The sequence below is a fragment of the Prochlorococcus sp. MIT 0603 genome (genome assembly GCF_000760215.1).
Classification (GTDB): Bacteria; Cyanobacteriota; Cyanobacteriia; order PCC-6307; family Cyanobiaceae; genus Prochlorococcus_E.
The window spans coordinates 331,949-349,854 of the sequence record NZ_JNAW01000002.1 but is presented as its reverse complement, the minus strand read 5'-3'; the positions used below and the strand labels follow the sequence as shown (position 1 = coordinate 349,854).

At 33.3% G+C, this 17,906-nt stretch carries 19 protein-coding genes; 7 read left to right on the top strand and 12 right to left on the bottom strand.

All coding sequences use genetic code 11. From position 1 onward, the window contains the following. Positions 1–11: 11 nt before the first annotated feature. The 3 genes from EV07_RS03685 to EV07_RS03675 all read right to left on the bottom strand — a co-directional run bounded on the left by EV07_RS03685 (position 12) and on the right by EV07_RS03675 (position 3,550). Complete coding sequence (locus EV07_RS03685) at positions 12–716, bottom strand: hypothetical protein (RefSeq protein ID WP_036917451.1); 705 nt, start codon at positions 714–716, stop codon at positions 12–14. A gap of 100 nt (positions 717–816) precedes the next feature. Continuing rightward, entirely contained in the window at positions 817–1,956 is a 1,140-nt protein-coding gene (locus EV07_RS03680) for a phosphotransferase enzyme family protein (RefSeq protein WP_036917449.1), read from the bottom strand. Between the two features lie 73 nt (positions 1,957–2,029). Continuing rightward, entirely contained in the window at positions 2,030–3,550 is a 1,521-nt protein-coding gene (locus EV07_RS03675) for a hypothetical protein (RefSeq protein ID WP_036918181.1), read from the bottom strand. A 177-nt stretch (positions 3,551–3,727) separates the two neighbouring features. Here EV07_RS03675 and stpA point away from each other — a divergent pair, with 177 nt between their 5' ends. Continuing rightward, positions 3,728–4,957, top strand: coding sequence for a glucosylglycerol 3-phosphatase (gene stpA, locus EV07_RS03670; RefSeq protein ID WP_036917448.1), 1,230 nt, complete (start codon positions 3,728–3,730; stop codon positions 4,955–4,957). A 37-nt stretch (positions 4,958–4,994) separates the two neighbouring features. Beyond that, positions 4,995–5,924 carry an arsenosugar biosynthesis radical SAM (seleno)protein ArsS gene (gene arsS, locus EV07_RS03665; RefSeq protein ID WP_036917447.1) on the top strand — a complete coding sequence of 310 codons (930 nt, stop codon included), beginning with the start codon at positions 4,995–4,997 and terminating at the stop codon, positions 5,922–5,924. 17 nt (positions 5,925–5,941) lie between these two features. Here arsS and EV07_RS03660 read toward each other — a convergent pair whose 3' ends face one another. After that, complete coding sequence (locus tag EV07_RS03660; protein ID WP_036917446.1) at positions 5,942–6,394, bottom strand: Fur family transcriptional regulator; 453 nt, start codon at positions 6,392–6,394, stop codon at positions 5,942–5,944. A 196-nt stretch (positions 6,395–6,590) separates the two neighbouring features. On the opposite strand from EV07_RS03660, the gene EV07_RS03655 reads away from it, so the two are divergent. Further along, complete coding sequence (locus EV07_RS03655) at positions 6,591–7,148, top strand: isochorismatase family protein (protein ID WP_052043912.1); 558 nt, start codon at positions 6,591–6,593, stop codon at positions 7,146–7,148. Positions 7,149–7,264: 116 nt separating this feature from the next. Then, complete coding sequence (locus tag EV07_RS03650; protein ID WP_036917444.1) at positions 7,265–8,281, top strand: mechanosensitive ion channel family protein; 1,017 nt, start codon at positions 7,265–7,267, stop codon at positions 8,279–8,281. A gap of 25 nt (positions 8,282–8,306) precedes the next feature. Here the strand turns inward: EV07_RS03650 and EV07_RS03645 are convergent, their stop codons facing one another. Next, the gene (locus tag EV07_RS03645; protein ID WP_036917443.1) at positions 8,307–9,323 is read right to left on the bottom strand and encodes an SDR family NAD(P)-dependent oxidoreductase; all 1,017 of its coding nucleotides are present in this window, start codon (positions 9,321–9,323) and stop codon (positions 8,307–8,309) included. Between the two features lie 295 nt (positions 9,324–9,618). Between EV07_RS03645 and crtL the strand changes: the two genes are divergently transcribed. Further along, positions 9,619–10,902 carry a lycopene beta cyclase gene (gene crtL / locus EV07_RS03640; protein WP_081936936.1) on the top strand — a complete coding sequence of 428 codons (1,284 nt, stop codon included), beginning with the start codon at positions 9,619–9,621 and terminating at the stop codon, positions 10,900–10,902. Further along, entirely contained in the window at positions 10,895–11,614 is a 720-nt protein-coding gene (locus tag EV07_RS03635) for an SDR family NAD(P)-dependent oxidoreductase (RefSeq protein ID WP_036917442.1), read from the top strand. Before crtL ends, EV07_RS03635 begins: the two co-directional genes overlap by 8 nt. A gap of 19 nt (positions 11,615–11,633) precedes the next feature. On the opposite strand, the gene EV07_RS09375 is transcribed toward EV07_RS03635, so the two are convergent. Then, positions 11,634–11,885, bottom strand: coding sequence for a hypothetical protein (locus EV07_RS09375; RefSeq protein WP_072013316.1), 252 nt, complete (start codon positions 11,883–11,885; stop codon positions 11,634–11,636). A 98-nt stretch (positions 11,886–11,983) separates the two neighbouring features. After that, a complete protein-coding gene (locus tag EV07_RS03630) occupies positions 11,984–12,532 on the bottom strand; it encodes a GIY-YIG nuclease family protein (RefSeq protein WP_036917441.1) in 549 nt (182 codons plus the stop codon). 155 nt (positions 12,533–12,687) lie between these two features. On the opposite strand from EV07_RS03630, the gene EV07_RS03625 reads away from it, so the two are divergent. Then, on the top strand, positions 12,688–13,389 hold the full coding sequence (locus EV07_RS03625) for a glutathione S-transferase (protein ID WP_036918179.1): 702 nt from the start codon (positions 12,688–12,690) through the stop codon (positions 13,387–13,389). Positions 13,390–13,398: 9 nt separating this feature from the next. Here the strand turns inward: EV07_RS03625 and EV07_RS03620 are convergent, their stop codons facing one another. From EV07_RS03620 to EV07_RS03600, 5 genes are all read right to left on the bottom strand, one after another. Then, complete coding sequence (locus EV07_RS03620; RefSeq protein WP_036917440.1) at positions 13,399–13,656, bottom strand: hypothetical protein; 258 nt, start codon at positions 13,654–13,656, stop codon at positions 13,399–13,401. A gap of 55 nt (positions 13,657–13,711) precedes the next feature. Then, complete coding sequence (locus EV07_RS03615) at positions 13,712–15,097, bottom strand: sodium/glutamate symporter (protein WP_036917439.1); 1,386 nt, start codon at positions 15,095–15,097, stop codon at positions 13,712–13,714. Positions 15,098–15,261: 164 nt separating this feature from the next. Next, positions 15,262–16,317 (bottom strand): chlorophyll a/b binding light-harvesting protein, encoded by a 1,056-nt coding sequence (locus EV07_RS03610; RefSeq protein WP_036917437.1) that lies wholly within the window; start codon positions 16,315–16,317, stop codon positions 15,262–15,264. A gap of 665 nt (positions 16,318–16,982) precedes the next feature. Beyond that, positions 16,983–17,222, bottom strand: coding sequence for a MerR family transcriptional regulator (locus EV07_RS03605; protein ID WP_036917435.1), 240 nt, complete (start codon positions 17,220–17,222; stop codon positions 16,983–16,985). Between the two features lie 93 nt (positions 17,223–17,315). Beyond that, positions 17,316–17,675 carry a TIGR02450 family Trp-rich protein gene (locus EV07_RS03600; protein ID WP_036917433.1) on the bottom strand — a complete coding sequence of 120 codons (360 nt, stop codon included), beginning with the start codon at positions 17,673–17,675 and terminating at the stop codon, positions 17,316–17,318. Positions 17,676–17,906: the final 231 nt, after the last annotated feature.

Sequence of the window (17,906 nt, the reverse complement as noted above, 5' to 3'; positions counted from 1 at the left end):
TTACTTTTAGCTCAAGAATTCGATTCTGGAATCCATTCGTCAGATGGATCTGGTTTGTCAAATTCCGCCAAAGAAGGAAAAGTCTTTCTAATCATCTGCACTAACTCTTTTCTGATAAAAGATCGACATTCTGAAATAACTTCAGAAGATATTACAGGATATAGATTTAAGTCTTTTTCCACACCGTCTCGTAAAGGCTTCCAATTTTTCTTTTCTGAAGCATTGTAGGCATCAAGTGAAACATTGAAGTCAAACTCGAAATTTTGAATATTAACCTTAAATTTAGTTTGGAGAGAAGAGAGGAGTTCCTCTCTAAAAGGGATAAGGAGTTTTGCCTTAAGAGTGTCTGGTAAACCCAAAACAGGCTGAAAATAATCAAGAGCTCTTAATTCCTCCTCCAAAACGATTGGCCATAAACCAGTAGAGGAAGAAGAAGTTTGAAAAGATTCCTCTGCTCTCCTCATTTGATCAAGGAAAAAAAGCAACCTGCAGTAATATGATTTTTGTCTTATTGGCTTTTTAACACTAGTTTTATAAGTTTTGATTTCAGGAAGAGCAGCCTCCGCTTTTCTTAAGAACCTGCGGTCCTCTCTCTCTAAGTTAATAGCACCCCAGCGTTGACGGTAATCCCAAAGGTCGATATATCGCAGAACATCCTGCTGAGACCAACCAAGCTGCTTAAGATCATCTCCACGATGAGTTAATTCCTTTGCCACTTTGAAAAACAGGATTTTTACATATAAAGAATAATAAGCAAGAAAGCAACTAATATTTTATGTAATAGTGATTTTAGAACATTTAAAGTAGTCTTATTGCTTATAGCTTCTTGGCTAAATCATTGGTAATCATGATGATATTAGCCCATTTAGACTTGATACTCTCTAATAAATTAAACTGAATTTCAGACCTATTTAAGTTCTGATTTGGATAAGTAATATCAAAATAAGGATTTCCTTGTAAGTAATCAGTTAAAAATCGAATTGCAAGTTCAAACGTAATAGTCCTAATTGCATAAGGAAGACATATAAGATCTTGCCTAGAAGAAGATAGAGAATCTTGAATAAAATATGCATTAATAGCATGATAATAAAAGTCTAAATTAAATTCAACTTTACCAATCGAATGAGATTCTTCTCCTGCTGGGTTACATAATGATCTAATGCAATCCGCGAGGTCATATATAATATAACCAGGCTGGCATGTATCTAGATCTATCAATGAGACTATATTACAAGTGTTGGTGTTAAAAAGAAAATTATTAAATTTTGGGTCGCCATGAGTAACACCAAATTTAAGCTTAGCATTTGGGAAGTATTTCTGTATAAGATTAGCCTCATTGTGATTTTCTTTTGCATAATTAATTACATCTAATAAAGACCTATTGGTTTTAAAAGTAAGTTTTTTATCTAGTAAGAAATTTTTTAATATAATATTAAATTGATTTAAATAATAGGGCGTATCATGGAAATTAGGTATAGCTACTTTTAGGTTTTCTAGCTTAACACTAGATGTAAGACAATGAAATTGCCATAAGGATTCTAAACACTGGGAGACTTGAGTAGAGTTGTTAACATTATTGAAGCTAATTGAAGATGGGACATATTCAAATGCTCTCCAAAAACAATTATCTTTCTTCAGGTATTTATTATTTGTTTGATAATTTAAAAGCAACTTAGGTAGAACCAAAGGACATTTGACTTCCGCTTTTTTCTCAATAGTGTTTAATAGTATAGATTCCTCTATAATTAAATAATTAGAAATAACATCTAATGGTCTTGAAAATATTCTTTGGTTAACCCGTTGAAGTATAAAAGAGCTAAACTCCGATTCCCCTGATTGAGACACTAAATAAGTCTTGTTAATCAAACCATTAGTTATTTCTTTAATATCAAGATTACAATCAACATTTACAAAAGTAAATGCTATTCTTCGTAGATGATCAATATCTATAGTCAAAAGATTAGTGTCTAAGAAAAACTAGATACAACAACAGGAGTATATTCGTATACTGAATAATTTCTAATAAAAGTCATTTTACAAGATTATAGAAAATATTCCTAAATTCATTATATGAATAATCTTCAGAAGAGGCTTCTTTATCTTTAGTGTTTTTAATTAAGCCATCAAGGCTCATAGAATCAAATCTTTTATGAAGCACAATTTCAGAAATAAAATCAACCACTTCCCTATCATTAAACCTTGACAAAACATTGTTTAATCTTAAAGAAGTAATAGGCCTCACAGATTCTTGGCAGAATTTTGTGAGCTCTCTGCTATTTGTCATTATATTATATATCTTATCCTTTATAATCTCAGTTGAAAATATTGCCATATAAAGCAGATTTATCATTGATGAATCTTGATAAGATATTGAATACTTCTTAATAATCTCTGGCCAGTATTTAAGTGAATTTATCCCTTCCAATGCTCCAAGTGACAAATTCTCTAATTCACACCAATTGATAAGTTCATCAAGGCTAATTGGGCAACGCTCATACTCTTTCATTTTACGCGCAAGTATTTGACCAACTTGAAAATTTCTTGTTGGCTTGCCTGATATTGGCAACATCATACTGCCTTTTACATCTGCAATCATTGCTGTCAATTGACTAAAGGTATGATCTCTTACCTTATGCATAGTTCCTTCTCTAGAAAGGGCAGCTTCTATCATCTGAACTCCATATCCAATCTCTGTAAGTGGAAGTCTGTTTTTAGAATATATTTCGTCTCGATCCGACCTACTCATAGAGACAATAGCGGCTTGATCTAAGCATTGATGTAATAGCAAAGTCAGTAGCGTTGGCAATAATCCTGGGTTATTACTATGGAATGTATGGCCAAATCCAGCAAATATAGATGAAATATTCTTTGAAGCTTTTATATATTGACCTTCAACATTATGCACTCCCGCAGAAACTTGAATATTAGGTGATAAAGTATCTAATAATCTGGCGCCCAATAGAGCATTTAAAGGGTCTGGATGGCAAAAGTTTGCGGTAAAACTATCCAAAGGATTCCGCAATGCTCCATGTCTATGAAAACCAGAGAAAAAAGCTAGATTAATATATTGTTGACATAAAAGAGTAGGTGACTTGCTATTCTTATCGTAAGTAAAAGAACCAACCAGGCAGGCTATCAAAACTGACTCTCTATTTAGCTCTTCCCTAAGAGAACATGCTTCTTTTAAATCATTCTCAATATGTTTACTATTAGAACTTAAAACAACCAATTCGCAATTTAACAATAGATCTTTTAATGTATACGTTATTTTTCTTGAGCCTTCAAAATGACAAGCCATTTTTTCCATCTTTTGAACAAAATGACTATCAAGTGTTTCCTTTAATTCAGAAGAAAATGCTCCAAGCAAATCCCTTCCAGGCCTAGGTGCCAGAAGAAGGTTATTCTGATTTGTTTGCATTGCACAGTTATAGGCCAAGGATGCTGGGTATAACCCAACACTATAAAAACCTACTTTCCCAGAATTAAGTTGCTTAAGCCTTAATTCAATAGATTGCTTATCATATGATTTTTCAAAAAAATTATTTTTCATCGGAAGTGGAGACAATAGAATTCAGGGTTAAAATAAATTATTATCTATTTGATTATAGGGTGCTGTTTGATTTGGTCTATAGTGATTATAATTTATACAGGAAAAATTATAATTATCAGTGATAGAATGCGATGAGTGTTAAAATGGTAAGGCAAGTATATTTTTAATCGAAAATCGATGGTAGGTGCTAATAATATTAATTTAATAAATAAAATTTTAAATTGTGAAAGGCTCTTAATTGTTCAAGATATAGATGGAGTTTGTATACCACTAGTAGAGAATCCCCTTAAAAGAGAGATTAATGGAGATTATGTAAAAGCAGCCTCAAAACTCGGTAATTCTTTTTCTGTTCTAACATGCGGTGAACACGAGGGAAGAAGAGGAGTGAATAGAATAGTAGAAAGATCATTACAATCCAAAAGGATCCCAAGGGAAAATGGTCTATATTTGCCTGGTCTTGCCGCATGTGGAATAGAATATCAAGATAGATTTGGAAATATAGAATTACTTGGGTTAGACGAAAGAGAGGAATTATTCCTTAAGGGTGTTCCAGTTAAGATGAGAAGTTTATTAAAAGAAGAATTGCTTACTTTTATGCCAGACATAGAAGAAAAGGAAATTGAAAGACAAGTTGAAATAGCAATTTGTGATACAAGATTTTCACCTGCAATTAATTTAAATAATCTTTTTAAGTTTTTTGAACAAGATATAACCAAAAAGATTAGATTACAAGAAATAATGCAAACTGTTATGGATAAGATAATAATTATTTCAAAGAATGCAGGGTTAAAAAGGTCATTCTATTTACACATCTCTCCCAATTTAGGTTCAAAGAATGGAAGGGAAATTATAAAGTTCGCAACAAAGCAAGACATAGGTTCAACTGACATACAGTTAATTATAAATGGAGCTTTAAAAGAAGCTGGATTGTTAGTACTTATCAATAAATATATATTTTCAAAAACAGGTAAAAGCCCCTTAGGAATGAATTTCAATGTAAGGGAAGCACCTAAAAGTATTGAAGGTCTGATAGAGCTTTGCAAGAAAAATATCGGGAATGATGAAATGCCAACATTAATAGGAGTAGGTGACACTATTACATCAACAAAAGATATTAATACAAAATCATGGTTAAGAGGAGGAAGTGATAGAGGGTTTTTAACTCTTATTCAAAGATTAGGAGAAGAGTATCAGAAGAACAACCAAATCATATTTGTTGATAGTAGTTCTGGTGAAGTAGACAGACCATCTGTAAATAAAAGTGGTTTCGAAGGAATTACAGATTCTGCTGATGATTTAAAATTCAACTTAGTCATGAGTAATGGCCCTGATGAATACAAAGAGTGGTTTATAAAATTTAGCCAAGCAAGAACGGGAAAACACACTCCTAAAGATAGTCTTTTATAAATGGATAGGTTAAACTATAATAGGTATAAGTTTAAAGATGAATTTTCCTAAAATTCAAAGAGATACACTTGAAACACTACAGGTAAATCTAGGTTATAAATGTAATCAAGCATGTCTTCACTGTCATGTTAATGCAAGCCCTTTGAGAACAGAGATGATGGATGAATACAATATTTCGTTAATACCGGAAGTTATTAGGCTTTACAATATTAAGGTCTTAGATATAACAGGTGGTGCTCCTGAAATGCACCCACTTTTTATAGATTTAATACAAAAAGTATCTGGTTTAGATATAAAGATAATTGATAGATGTAACCTTACAATTCTTTTAGAGTCTGGACATGAAAATACTGCCCAAACCCTTGCTGAAAATAATGTCTCTATAATAGCTTCATTACCATGTTATGAAGAATCAAATGTAGATGCTCAAAGAGGTAAAAATGTATTTCAGAAAAGCATATATGCCTTGCAAATGTTAAACAGATTGGGCTATGGCAAACAGAAAGATAGATTAACTTTAGATCTTGTATACAATCCCATAGGTCCAATACTTCCTCCTTCACAAGTTGATCTTGAAAAAAGATATAGAGATGAGCTAAAAAGAAGGTACAGTATAGAGTTTAGTAAACTACTTGTTTTGGCAAATATGCCTATTAATAGATTCTCCTTGGCTTTAGAGAAAGAGGGTAAACTTGAAAGTTATAAATCGCTTTTAAAAGAAAATCACAATGAAGCAAATTTAAAATCTGTTATGTGTAAGAGTACAATAAGTGTTGATTGGAAAGGTAATTTATATGATTGTGATTTCAACCAACAGCTAGGTATAAAGAGTCAGTTTAGCCCTAATACTCTTAAGGGTCTCTCTAAAGGCACTATTAATTCAAAAGAACAAGAAATTAAAGTTGGGGATCACTGCTTTGGTTGCACCGCAGGCAATGGGTCAAGCTGTGGCGGGGCACTAACATAATTGATGTTCAGGCTGGCTCATATGCATTGGGGGCAAAGGCCTCTTACATTTAAGGTTGATTCGATCAACTTGAATCCTTTGGACTCAGAAGCTTTGCGACCCGCAAAAACGACTTCTTCACTTTCAAATTCTTCTGTTCTCCCACAATTTATGCAAACCAAGTGGTGGTGATCAGGATGGTCTTTGCTTAAGAGTTCAAACCTATGTCCACCTTCACTCAATTCAAGTTCATGTAAAAAACCCATCCTTACTAATAATCTAAGCGTTCTATAAATAGTGGCCAGTGAAACTCGTGACTTAATTTGAAGCAAATGCCCATGTACTTCTTCGGCGCTTAAATGATTGCCACTACCTATTCTTTGAAACAAATCAAGTACCTTTTTCCTTTGAGGAGTCAATCGGCGGCCAGTTTTATGCAGCCCTAGTTCTAAGGGTGAAGATAAAGATGAATAACCAAGATCAGTTTTCACATCTACACTTTAGATATTCTCAATAATAACAGCTAATGCGAGCGCAGTAAATCCCTTATTATCTAAATATGATCTAGTCTTGGCAATTTGAATATATAAATGCCCTGCATTTATATATAACTTACAAAATTTGATCACACATTATATGTAAAAAATGGCTAGCTTAAAAAGGCTTTCTGCAAAAGAGCTAAATCAAATGAGTTCCAAATTACTAGACTCCAATAAAACAGCTTTAGTCTTAATTGATTTCCAGGAGAAGCTAATACAAGGCGTAAATAATAAAGATAAGGTACTCTTTAACATAAATAGACTAATTGATATATTTAAAATTATTGATTTAGAGATATTTATTACAGAGCAAAATCCCGATAAGTTAGGAAAGACAGTTTCAGAAGTTCTAGGTGTAGATAAGTTTAGAAAGTATTCCAAAATGGGATTTTCCTGCACCCAATCTGATGAACTTATAAGAGAATTAAAAGAAAATAAAATCATAAATCTATTACTATGTGGAGTTGAAACACATGTATGCATTTTTCAAAGTGCTATAATGCTAAATTCAAAGGGCATTAATGTTCATGTTGTAGCTGATGCATCTGGAAGCAGAAAAGAGTTTGATCATAATATTGCAATAGAAAGATTAAGAAGTTTAGGCATAACAATTACTTCTACTGAGATGGCAATATTTGAAATGTGCAAGACAGCTAATCATAAAGAGTTCAAGAGGATAAGTGCGGTGATAAAGAGGGAAATATAGCTAAATGAGATATTTTTTGAAACTAATAAATCTAAGCTAGATAATTGTTTTAAAAAATCATTAGCAAAAGCAGCTTACTGATGTCATAATCAAAATAGAAACTTTATTTGTTAAAAATGTACACGAGACTAATTAGCTCAGTATGTGTTTTTATAATCGGTTACATCTTTACACTTATAGGTTCGAGATTTTTAAAGAGCATTTTCAAGAGAATAACTTTGCGAACAAAAAGCAAGACAGATGATTATATACTTCAAGTTTTGCTAGAAACAATTAAACCCTTGGGTTTATCTATAAGTGCTTTTGCTGCATGGAAGGTGTTAGCTATTCAAAGAACTGTTTATGGACTTAATGAAGGAATAACAGGTGCTTTCAAGCTAATATTACTCATCCTAATAGTTAGATTATTCAACAGAGTATTACTTAAATTGCTAAACAGTTGGGCTCTAAAAATAAACGATTCTGCTGTAAGTACAATGCTTAAATCTCTAACCCCAATGGTCAGAGCAATTATTTGGTGTATTGGCGTTGTCTTTTATCTGAATAACATGGGGGTTCAAATGGCTGCAATATGGGCTCTTCTAAGTGCTGGTGGTATTGGTGCAGGTCTAGCACTTAAAGAACCTGTTCAAGAATTTTTCGAATATATAACAATTCTTCTTGATAAGCCATTTCAAAGTGGTCAATTCATTCATATAGATGGTGTTTTAGCGAAAGTAGAAAGAGTAGGGGTTAGATCTACAAGAATGAGAAGTATTAATGGAGAGATAATTGTCATGAGCAATAGTAGTTTAACCAATGGTGTTATCTCTAACTATGCAGAAATGGAAAGAAGAAGGTTAGTCCACAAAATTGGAGTTGTATATGATACTAAGTACTCAAAAATGAAATCAATACCAGAGCTAATTCGTAATATTATTGATAATACAACTAATGCTATATTTGATAGATGCCATTTTACAGGTTTTGGCGAAAGTAGTCTTGACTTTGAATTAGTTTACTTCATACCGACTAATGACTATCTATCAGCAATGAATGCTCAACAACAAATAAACCTAGAAATCATGAGATTATTTGAAAATGAAGGGATTGAATTTGCTTTCCCTACTCAAACTATACATATGTCAAAATAAAATTAAGAATATATTTTATAGAATTCTATAAAGGATCTAAAGCCACAAAACTTCCAATAACACTATTTGTTAAATCCCATAGTTTTTTTGATTTAAAAGTATCTGTGGCCTCTTCACTAAAAGCTTTTTCATTTAATTCCATTTTACCTGGTCTTTGGATATTATTAGATAGATAGAGAAATATATTTTTTTGATATTTTTCTGATGTTGCTAATTCATTGAGTATTTGTCCAGCTTTCATCGGAGTCTCTGTAATTCGTAATAAGTCTCTAGCAATAAAAGCAAATATAATTTGCCCTATTTCATTATATTTTCTACTATACCTAAAAAAGCCTTCTTTACTCCGTGGAATAACTAAACCTGGGGCCCAGCATAAAACAGGTATTTTTGTATGCTTAATTGACAATCTATAATATAATTCTTTAGCAAAAAGAATATTACATAGCTTACTATCTTTATAGGCTTTATCTGGATTAAAAGATGATGATCCATCTATCATCTCAAATTCATTGGACCTTTCCATTCCATCCAGATTACCCAGACCAGCTTTTGCTCCAACCTTCCCTCCAGGAGAATCAGGGTCATGAACTTCTGAAGAGGTTACAACTACTCGAGGGGTTTTAGATTTTATGAGTAATGGAATCATCCTTTGTGATAAATATTGATGAGCAATATGATTAATAGCAATAGTCAACTCTAATCCTTGGTTAGATCTTCTTATCGATTTAGCTCCAGTATACTGGATTCCAGCATTAAGTATTAAGGTATCAATTGCTTTATTTCCTGCGATATATTTGGACGAAAATGTCTCTATACTTGATAAGTCAGCCAAATCAACTATTGGGAATTCCACTTTACTCTCAATTAAATCAATTGAAATGTTATCCTTTTTCAAAGAGTTCAAGAGAAAGTTAAGACTAGAATTATTCCTACATGGAATAATGAGATTATGTTTAGCTTCAATAAATTTAAGTACAGCTTGATATCCTATACCGGAAGTACCTCCTGTGATAAGTATTCTTTTGCTAATATGAGAATTCATTAAAAAATGTAAGTTTAGGAATGAGATTTTATTTAAAGTAATATACTAATAGCTTATAGTTAATAATAAAATCATATCCTAAAAGAAAAGTTTCTACTCAAAAGTTGTTTTCTAAATTCTTAACAAGATAATAGCTACATCTAGTAAATAAATTTCTTATTCCCTTCATTGTTCAGACTTAATCAAGCTATTGTCGACTTACAAAAGACTTGGAGGTCTCTAAAGTGTCTAGGGTGAAAAATAACTTTTTTAATTTAGACAACATGCAATTTCAGAGCATGCTGCTGGCATAAGCATGATTAGCAAAGAACCTTTAGATGTATTGGTAATTGGAGCTGGGCCTGGTGCCCTATCAATTGCCGCAGCACTTGGGCAAGAAAAGCTTCACGTAGGAGTGCTCTCTTTAAATGAGCCATCAGAACCATGGCCCTATACTTATGGCATCTGGGGAGAAGAGGTTGACGAACTAGGTTTTGAAAAATTACTAAAGCATCGATGGTCTAATACAGTCAGCTATTTAGGCGAAGGCTCAACAGATGAAAACTCCCCTCTCAATCTTGCAACTAATCATAATCGTGATTACGGACTGTTTGATAAAAAAAAGCTGCAAGAACACTGGTTAAATCAGTGCAAGGAAGCTTCTGTCGAATGGTATAGAGGTAAAGCTTATGATTTCAAGATTAATTCTATAAATAGTACTGTTATAACAACACAGGAAGAGGAATTGGTAGCAAGGCTAATTATAGACGCAACAGGCTACAACCCTGTATTTATTGATATTCCAAACAATGGTGACATAGCAGTACAAACATGTTATGGAATAGTAGGTGAATTCAGTGAACCGCCAGTAGAGAAAGATCAATTCGTCTTAATGGATTATAGAAGCAATCATCTAAGTCAGATTGAAAAAAAAGAACCTCCAACATTCTTATATGCAATGGATATGGGGAATGGAAAATATTTTCTTGAAGAAACATCTCTAGGGCTTGCTCCTCCAGTAGAATTAGAAACCCTTAAAGCAAGGCTGAAATTAAGACTTAAGAAGAGGAATATAGAGATCACAAAAATAGATCATGAAGAGCATGGTGTATTTCTACCAATGAATATACCAATACCAAATTTAAATCAAGCAATATTAGGTTTTGGAGGTTCTGCAGGGATGGTTCATCCGGCTTCTGGATATCTAGTTGGTGGACTACTTAGAAGAGCACCTTCCTTAGCCAAAGTATTAGCTAAAGAAATCAAAAACGATACAAATACTCCGCATGAAATAGCACGTAAAGGTTGGCAATCACTTTGGCCTAGAGAACTAAGAAGAAAACAAGCATTATATCAATTTGGGTTGGAAAAGTTAATGAGATTTAAAGAAAGCCAATTAAGATATTTCTTTAAAAGTTTCTTTGGTTTATCTAATAATCAATGGTATAGGTTCTTGACTAATACATTAACACTAAAAGAACTTGTCAGAGCTATGTGGATAATGTTCAAAAAAGCACCTATAAATGTTAAATGGGGACTAATTGAAATGAAAGGGCGGGAAATAAAACTATTATGGAAATTCCTAAAACCAAGTGTCTGAAAATTTAAGAAATATAATAATTACTGGAGCTTCTAGAGGCATTGGAAGAAGTATTGCCGAAAAAGCATTAGAAGATGGGCATAATATAAGTATTGGTATAAGGAATCCTGAAGATATCAAAGGTTCAATTCTAGATCCTAATTTTAACAAAGATAAAAAGATTATAGTAAATAAGTATGATGCCAAAGACCAAAAAAGTGCTATTTCATTTGTAAATAACACAAAAACTATCTTTAATAAAATAGATACCTTAATCCACTGTGCAGGAATATTTAGTAATGTTGGATTAAATTATGAAGACAATAGAGAGAAAGAAATTGAGGATCTATGGAGGGTTAACTTAATGGGTCCATGGATCCTCACAAGAGAATCATGGAAATATTTAAAACAAAACAATAATTCAAGAATAATAATCCTTATATCAATGAGTGGAAAAAGATCAAAAGGAAAGCTTGCTGGTTATACAGCCTCAAAGTTTGCATTGATGGGGCTATCTCAAACAATAAGGAATGAAGGATGGGGTGATGGGATTAGAGTCACTACAATATGTCCAGGATGGGTGAATACTAAAATGGCGAGAAATGTAAAAAGCATAGAGAAGAAACAAATGACTCAACCAGATGATATAGGTTTAATTGTTTCTCGAATTTTGGAACTTCCCAATACCTGTATTCCTTTCGAGATTTCGGTCAACTGCAATCTTGAGATTTAAAATCTATAAATAAGGATTTTTAACTCACTTTCTTTTTTGGGAAAAGGTTTAAAAAACTATATATAAATATACGAACATATCTATGAAGGAAGCCACGGTAAAAGCCTCCAATTGTCTTGCCCAATGAGAATATTTTCATTATCAAGCCAACTACAAAGTTTAACACCCATAAAATCAGAAGGATGCTAATTATGAGAGTTGCTGTTGAATAGACTCCGGAAAGTTGATCTTGTATAGGTTCAAACAACCTAAGATAAGAAGTGTAATTCATTTAGATTAAAAATTCTCTCTTATTAGTGGTTATATCAATACTCATATTCTTAAGTATATATGCAAGCCTATGTTAATAGTTGTTATTAATAGTATGAATCAGATAATTGTCTTGATAAATAACAAATAAGATAATGCTGACAAAATCAAAGCCAAGCTTAGAGCTCTTAATCTATTTAGCCAAGAAGAAAACAGTTTCAGATCGCCGACATAGTAACCCCCAAAGTTACCAAGGAAGAATAAAAGCCACATTGGGAGTGCAGAAAACGCAAACGCGAAAGCAAGCTCTAGGCTAGGAGAAAGAGTTGTCTTTAAAAATAAAGCTCCAGCAAGGATAAAAAAGAGAACTGAGCAAGTAAAAGCTATAGAAAATTCCTCACTCAACCTTTTTGGTATTTTGCTTTTAACTCCAAACTGTCTTTTGCAATCCTTAAGCTGTTTTTCGGATAACTGAAAATATCCGGATTCTGGCAGCCTGACATTTTGGTACCTTCTCAAAAGCCTAGCCTCAAAAGCCTCTGGTTCTTCGATTTCAAGAGTGGATAAAACTTCATCTGGTCGTAATTTCTTCATTTGTCTTGTAACATCTCCACACTTGCCAATCATAAAGAAGCTCCCTTTCCTGATTAAGAAAACATGTCCCGACATGAATATTGCAAATAAGAAAGGCCCTAAAGAAAGCTTCTAAGTTCAGTCAATAGTCCATATATTTATTTAACTATAATTGGAACTTCCTCAAAGTCAAACGAATATTAATTAGAATAGAACCTAAAAGAGAAGCATTCATTTACTGTTAAAGAAGAATGAGTATCGATACTTTATATTCATTCAGAAGATGTCCATATGCAATTAGAGCAAGATGGGCAATATTAAATTGTGGCAAGCAAGTAATTCTAAGGGAAGTAAGTCTTAAAGATAAACCTCAGGAACTAACTATGGTCTCAAAAAAATCCACTGTGCCAGTGCTAATAACAAAAGAAGGTAAGGTGATTGATGAAAGTTTAAATATTATTCAATGGGCAATTAAAAATTGCAATCAAATGCTAAACCCAGATTTCAATTTTAATCTTAAAGATAGCTCTATTGAGAAGATAATTAATGAGAATGATAATTCTTTTAAATATCATTTAGATAGATATAAATATCCTAGTAGATACAACAATATAAATGTAAATGAACATCATCTTAAGCTAAACATTATTCTTAAGAAGTGGAATGATAAGCTAAGTTGTTTTCCCAACAGATCCAAGAGGCCTTGGCTAATAGGGAATAAAGAAAGTGTTGCGGATTGGGCCATATGGCCTTTTGTTAGGCAATACCGATCAATAGACCCAAGAAGTTTTGACTGTAATAACGATTTATCATTTCTAAAAGATTGGTTGAATTATTATTTAAATCATGATCTATTCTCAATTTTAATGAAAAAAAATATTTTCTGGACGAAGCATGATCAGCCAATCTTCTTCCCAGATGTTCTAACCAGACAAAATCCTATCAACAATTAAATTATGGAGCTAACTTTCAAGTCTTCTCTTATCTATAATTCTAGCCAGTTCTAGGAAATATCCTGCTGTACAAAATTTACCGATGTTCCTTTCCCTATTACCTAAATCACTTCTCAACTCTGCGGTTTCAGCCATTATTAGATCTAAATCTTCTTGAGGCATTTCATAAAGCTCTTTAAGTTCAATCTCCCTTGATAAAAGGTGGCTTTTAAACCATTTTTCTCTAGATTCCTGATGAGGAACCTCCTTATAATTTTCACCTCTCATTATTCTCCATTGGATTAATACTAAAAACTTACTATAAATTTAATCCTATTAGACTTTAGTTTTTAAATTCTCTTTTATCTATTCCATTTTGTAGTGATAATGCCAAGACAATCAGTGATATCGTAAGGATCCCACAAACTTCTGTCCATCCTATTAAGCCAAATTTGATGATTGCCAAAGGTGCTAAAACCGTTATCAATCCTCCTGACAGTAAAGGCTGAAGAAATAGCTGTTTGATAGAGAATATTGGAAGCGTATTAGTCTTATCTCTAGGGTCAGCAAGACGAAGAAGTAAAATACCGCTTGCTGCAACGCCTGTTGCATTTCCAAATTCAATTATTGATCTCTCAAACCATTTCTGATTAAATAAGACTTTTGAAAATACAAACATACCGAAAATATTCCAAAGCAATCCACTTAAAGCCAAGACTAATAAAGGGATCCAATCCTTTAACAACAGAGGCAAGTCAAGGCCTGCCATTGCTGTTGTAATAAGAAGGTCAGTAGAAAGGACCCCAATTTCTCTTTGCAATATTTCAGATACAAATTTGGCTTTATCAAGCTTCTCTAAAATAAATCTTATTAAGAGTGATCCCAATAAAGCCAAAGGGAAAACAGGGAATACAGAGAATACTTCTGCAAAAATCCCTCCTATAGACCCGCTAAAGAATTTCAGGAGAAGAAGCATGCTCAATCCAAAAAGAATAGCCAATCCAGCAAAGCCAAGGTTAATTATTAACTGCCTTATTTGTTGCCCAAATGTCTCTTTTACTTCTAATGAAAGGTCACTTTCAGAATTAAGTTCATTAAATGTTGTCCAACCCAAAGATCTACCTATAACAATCAATCCACTCCCTAATAAAGTCGAAGCCAAAAGTCCAACAGTTGCCATCGCTAAGCCCAAATCAAGGCCTTGGTGAAATCCAAATTTCTCAAAGGTCTCACCCATTACAAAAGCGGCGCCATGACCTCCTTCAAATCCAACCTCAATTAAACAGCCCATTAAAGGATCAACGTCTAAATAAGGTATAAGGAAAAACAATAAGGCCATTCCTCCTATTAAATATTGTCCGAAACCTAATAAAAGTCCTAATAAAGCTTGTGAAGCAACTGGATTCCACAATCCCTTCCCTCTAGGGAGGGGTCTTCCTAACATTAAGGTTGCGAAGACCAATGCAAGCAAAGGCGTAGGGAGCTTCACCCAAACATCTGTAATTCTTTCTGGCAATAAAGGAGTAGGTCCATGAGGTCCTATTAAAAGTGCAAATGTTCCAAATAATATGGAGATAGGAATTCCTATTCTCTCTAGTTTCAATGCTGAATCAAATCTTCTACCTACTATCAAAAGTACTGTAAATATAAAAAGAGAGCCAAACGCTATCGTAAAAGAAATAAGAGAGTCAGAAAAAAACTGATTTTCTAATAGAAGATTAAACCCCATGATATTAACTTGGTCTAATAATTGTCTTAAAAAAGATCACTTTCAAAATCACAAGAACTTTAATAGTTAATCAAATAATAAAAAAGGCTCACCAATAAAGGAGAGCCTTTTTTATATTTAAACCAATTCAATTGATAAATACACCAATGAAATCAGGAAAAATATCAATCATTCAAAGTAACAGCTGCAGTGCCTACATTGCTAACAGCACCTGCTACACGTTTGAAGTCAAAGCCCATTGCACGAAGTGCATGCCATAGGTGTCCTTGAATGTAGAAGAATCCAAGATAGTAATGGACATTTGTGAGCCATGCTCTGGATGTGTGAGCACCATCTGCTAGGTCTACAGTATCTACCCAATAAGGGGAAATACCAAACTTAAGATCTAAGACTTCCCCAAAGAAGTCAACTGGGTAAACTGTTGTATTTGTTGCACACCAGAAAGCTGCAACTATAGCCATCCAGCCAATACCAGCAAGAGACCATGAGAGTACAGCTTCTGCTGAAAGCAATCCGGAACCTTTAAATTTGGTATATTTACCAACTTGTTTTGTGGCTATGTGAAAAGCACCACCAGTAATCATAAAGAATGCCAAGAAGGCATGCCCTCCCATAACATCTTCCAAATTGTTTATTGAAAGGAAATCAAATTGGTGATTCCAAATATGAGAAAGGTTCAGATTGTATTCAACCTGACGAATAGAGCCTGCTGCTGCATCCCATATTCCATGAATTCTTGCCCATTCAACAAACTGGATGTTGGCAACACCTAAAAAGATAAGGTGATGTCCCAAAATGAAAGTCTGATTATCTGGGTTGTCCCACTCAAGCTTGAATTTACGGGCCTGAGCTACTTCGGAATCCTGCATATCTCCAGGAAAGAAGAGAGAGTGCAATAGTCCACCAGCTCCATAAACCATGGAAAGGATCAAATGAACAATTGCTATTGATGTAACAGCTGTTCCACCTACAAATGTTCCAGTCTCATCAAAGCCAATACCAAGAGTAGCTAAATGAGGGAGAGCTATTAAAGGTTGATGACCCATAGGCAAGGAAGGGTCAAAACGAGCTAATTCAAAAAGAGTGAAGGCACCAGCCCAGAAAGCAATCAGACCGGTATGAGCGGCATGAGCTGCAATGAATTTCCCTGAGCGGTTGGTGACCCCAGAATTTCCAGCCCACCACCCGTAGGTGACGTCTGGATTACCATAGGTCTGCATTATTAGAGTGCAATAAGACGGGAATGCGCAGTGACACTAACGAAAAATGAGAACGTAAAGTGGGTAATTCAAATACCTTTTACATTGTGTAAGTCTTTTCATGCCCCCACAATTTGCTCAGATCGACTGAAAATCTCTATAAAGCGCTAGGAATCCTTTATCCATTAGCTTTCTAGCAGTGATGAAAACATTACTTCATCAAATTTCTCACAAGACTTGGTCAGCAAATAAAATCAAATTATCTCAAATTTTTAAATGGTCTAATATATAAAATGACTATCCCAAATGAAAAATGTTTTTAAAATTGTGGGAGGTGCTTCTCCCTTTAGTTAAAGATATGAGAGTTAGGTTTGGACTTGCCATGTTAGGCAATATTTTGATCTTATGGTTTTTAATAACCTATTTCAAAAGATTTATACCAAATTTACCTGAAAATTTTCCAGCCTAAATTATTAAACCAATTTCAAATTATTTATAATTAATTTAAATACTCTGAGTATCAAGTGAAATGCAACAATTAAAAAGTTTTATAGTTACTCATTATATTAAATAAATATCAAAATAAAATTATTTAAATTTATACGTGGTTATAAAGAAAATACCAATTTTTTGTATAAATTATCTAAATAATCAATAAATTAAATCTTTAAATATATTCCCTTATTTTAGGCTGCCAAATCAGACAGGGGTGCATCTTTATCTCGCCAATACTGAATGATCTCCTTACACCAATTAAGGTGATAGATCACTTTAGGCTTCCAAGGTAAAAAATTTGAATTAGGTGCACTTCTCCAATGTGTCCCAGGTTTTAAATAACCTACTTCTCTCCAGTGACGTAAAGTTTCCTGGGTTACACCCAAATGCTTACTAGCATCTTCTTCGTATAGCCATTGGTTAGAAGGCATTGAAAACAATATGATTATCCCTTTAGTAGCGCACATAGCTTGTAAAAGTAAGTGTAAAATTTGGAAATAGGTACAAATACAACAAGAGGGGGCTTAAAGAGGGAACCATCGCCTTACATCATTGAGGCTTGATCCAATTGAAAGACCTGAGTCTTTTGAAGGGTGCAAACAAGCAATATCAGTAAAACCATCCAGATCTGAATCTAAATTCAGAAAATCATCATGATCAACTTCGACGTCAGCTAATTCCACCCAACCTTCAATCCAAATAGAACTATTATTTAATTGATCAAAGTTTACTCTGAAGCATATATTGCCATCAAGAACAGAAACCAAATTGACCCAATAGATTTCATTATCAATTCCATAGTTGATTGCCACGAAGTATCTATTAGATTTAATAAGTTTAACGCTTGTCCATGCTTTTACAGGGGGCCATTCTGCTTTAGACATTTCTTATTTAGTCTTAGATTGAATATGGTTAAGATACTCTCGTCTTATTTTTGAAATTAACATCTTCTTTCTCTCCATTACATATATTTTGTATTTCCGATCAAATTCTCTCCTATTTATTTGGCCCATTTTCATCCATTGATAGATAGTTAGTTTGTTTTTCGAGAAACTTCTTCTATTTCTTATAAATAAATAATAATATAAAAATATGCTTATAAATAATAGTCCTGA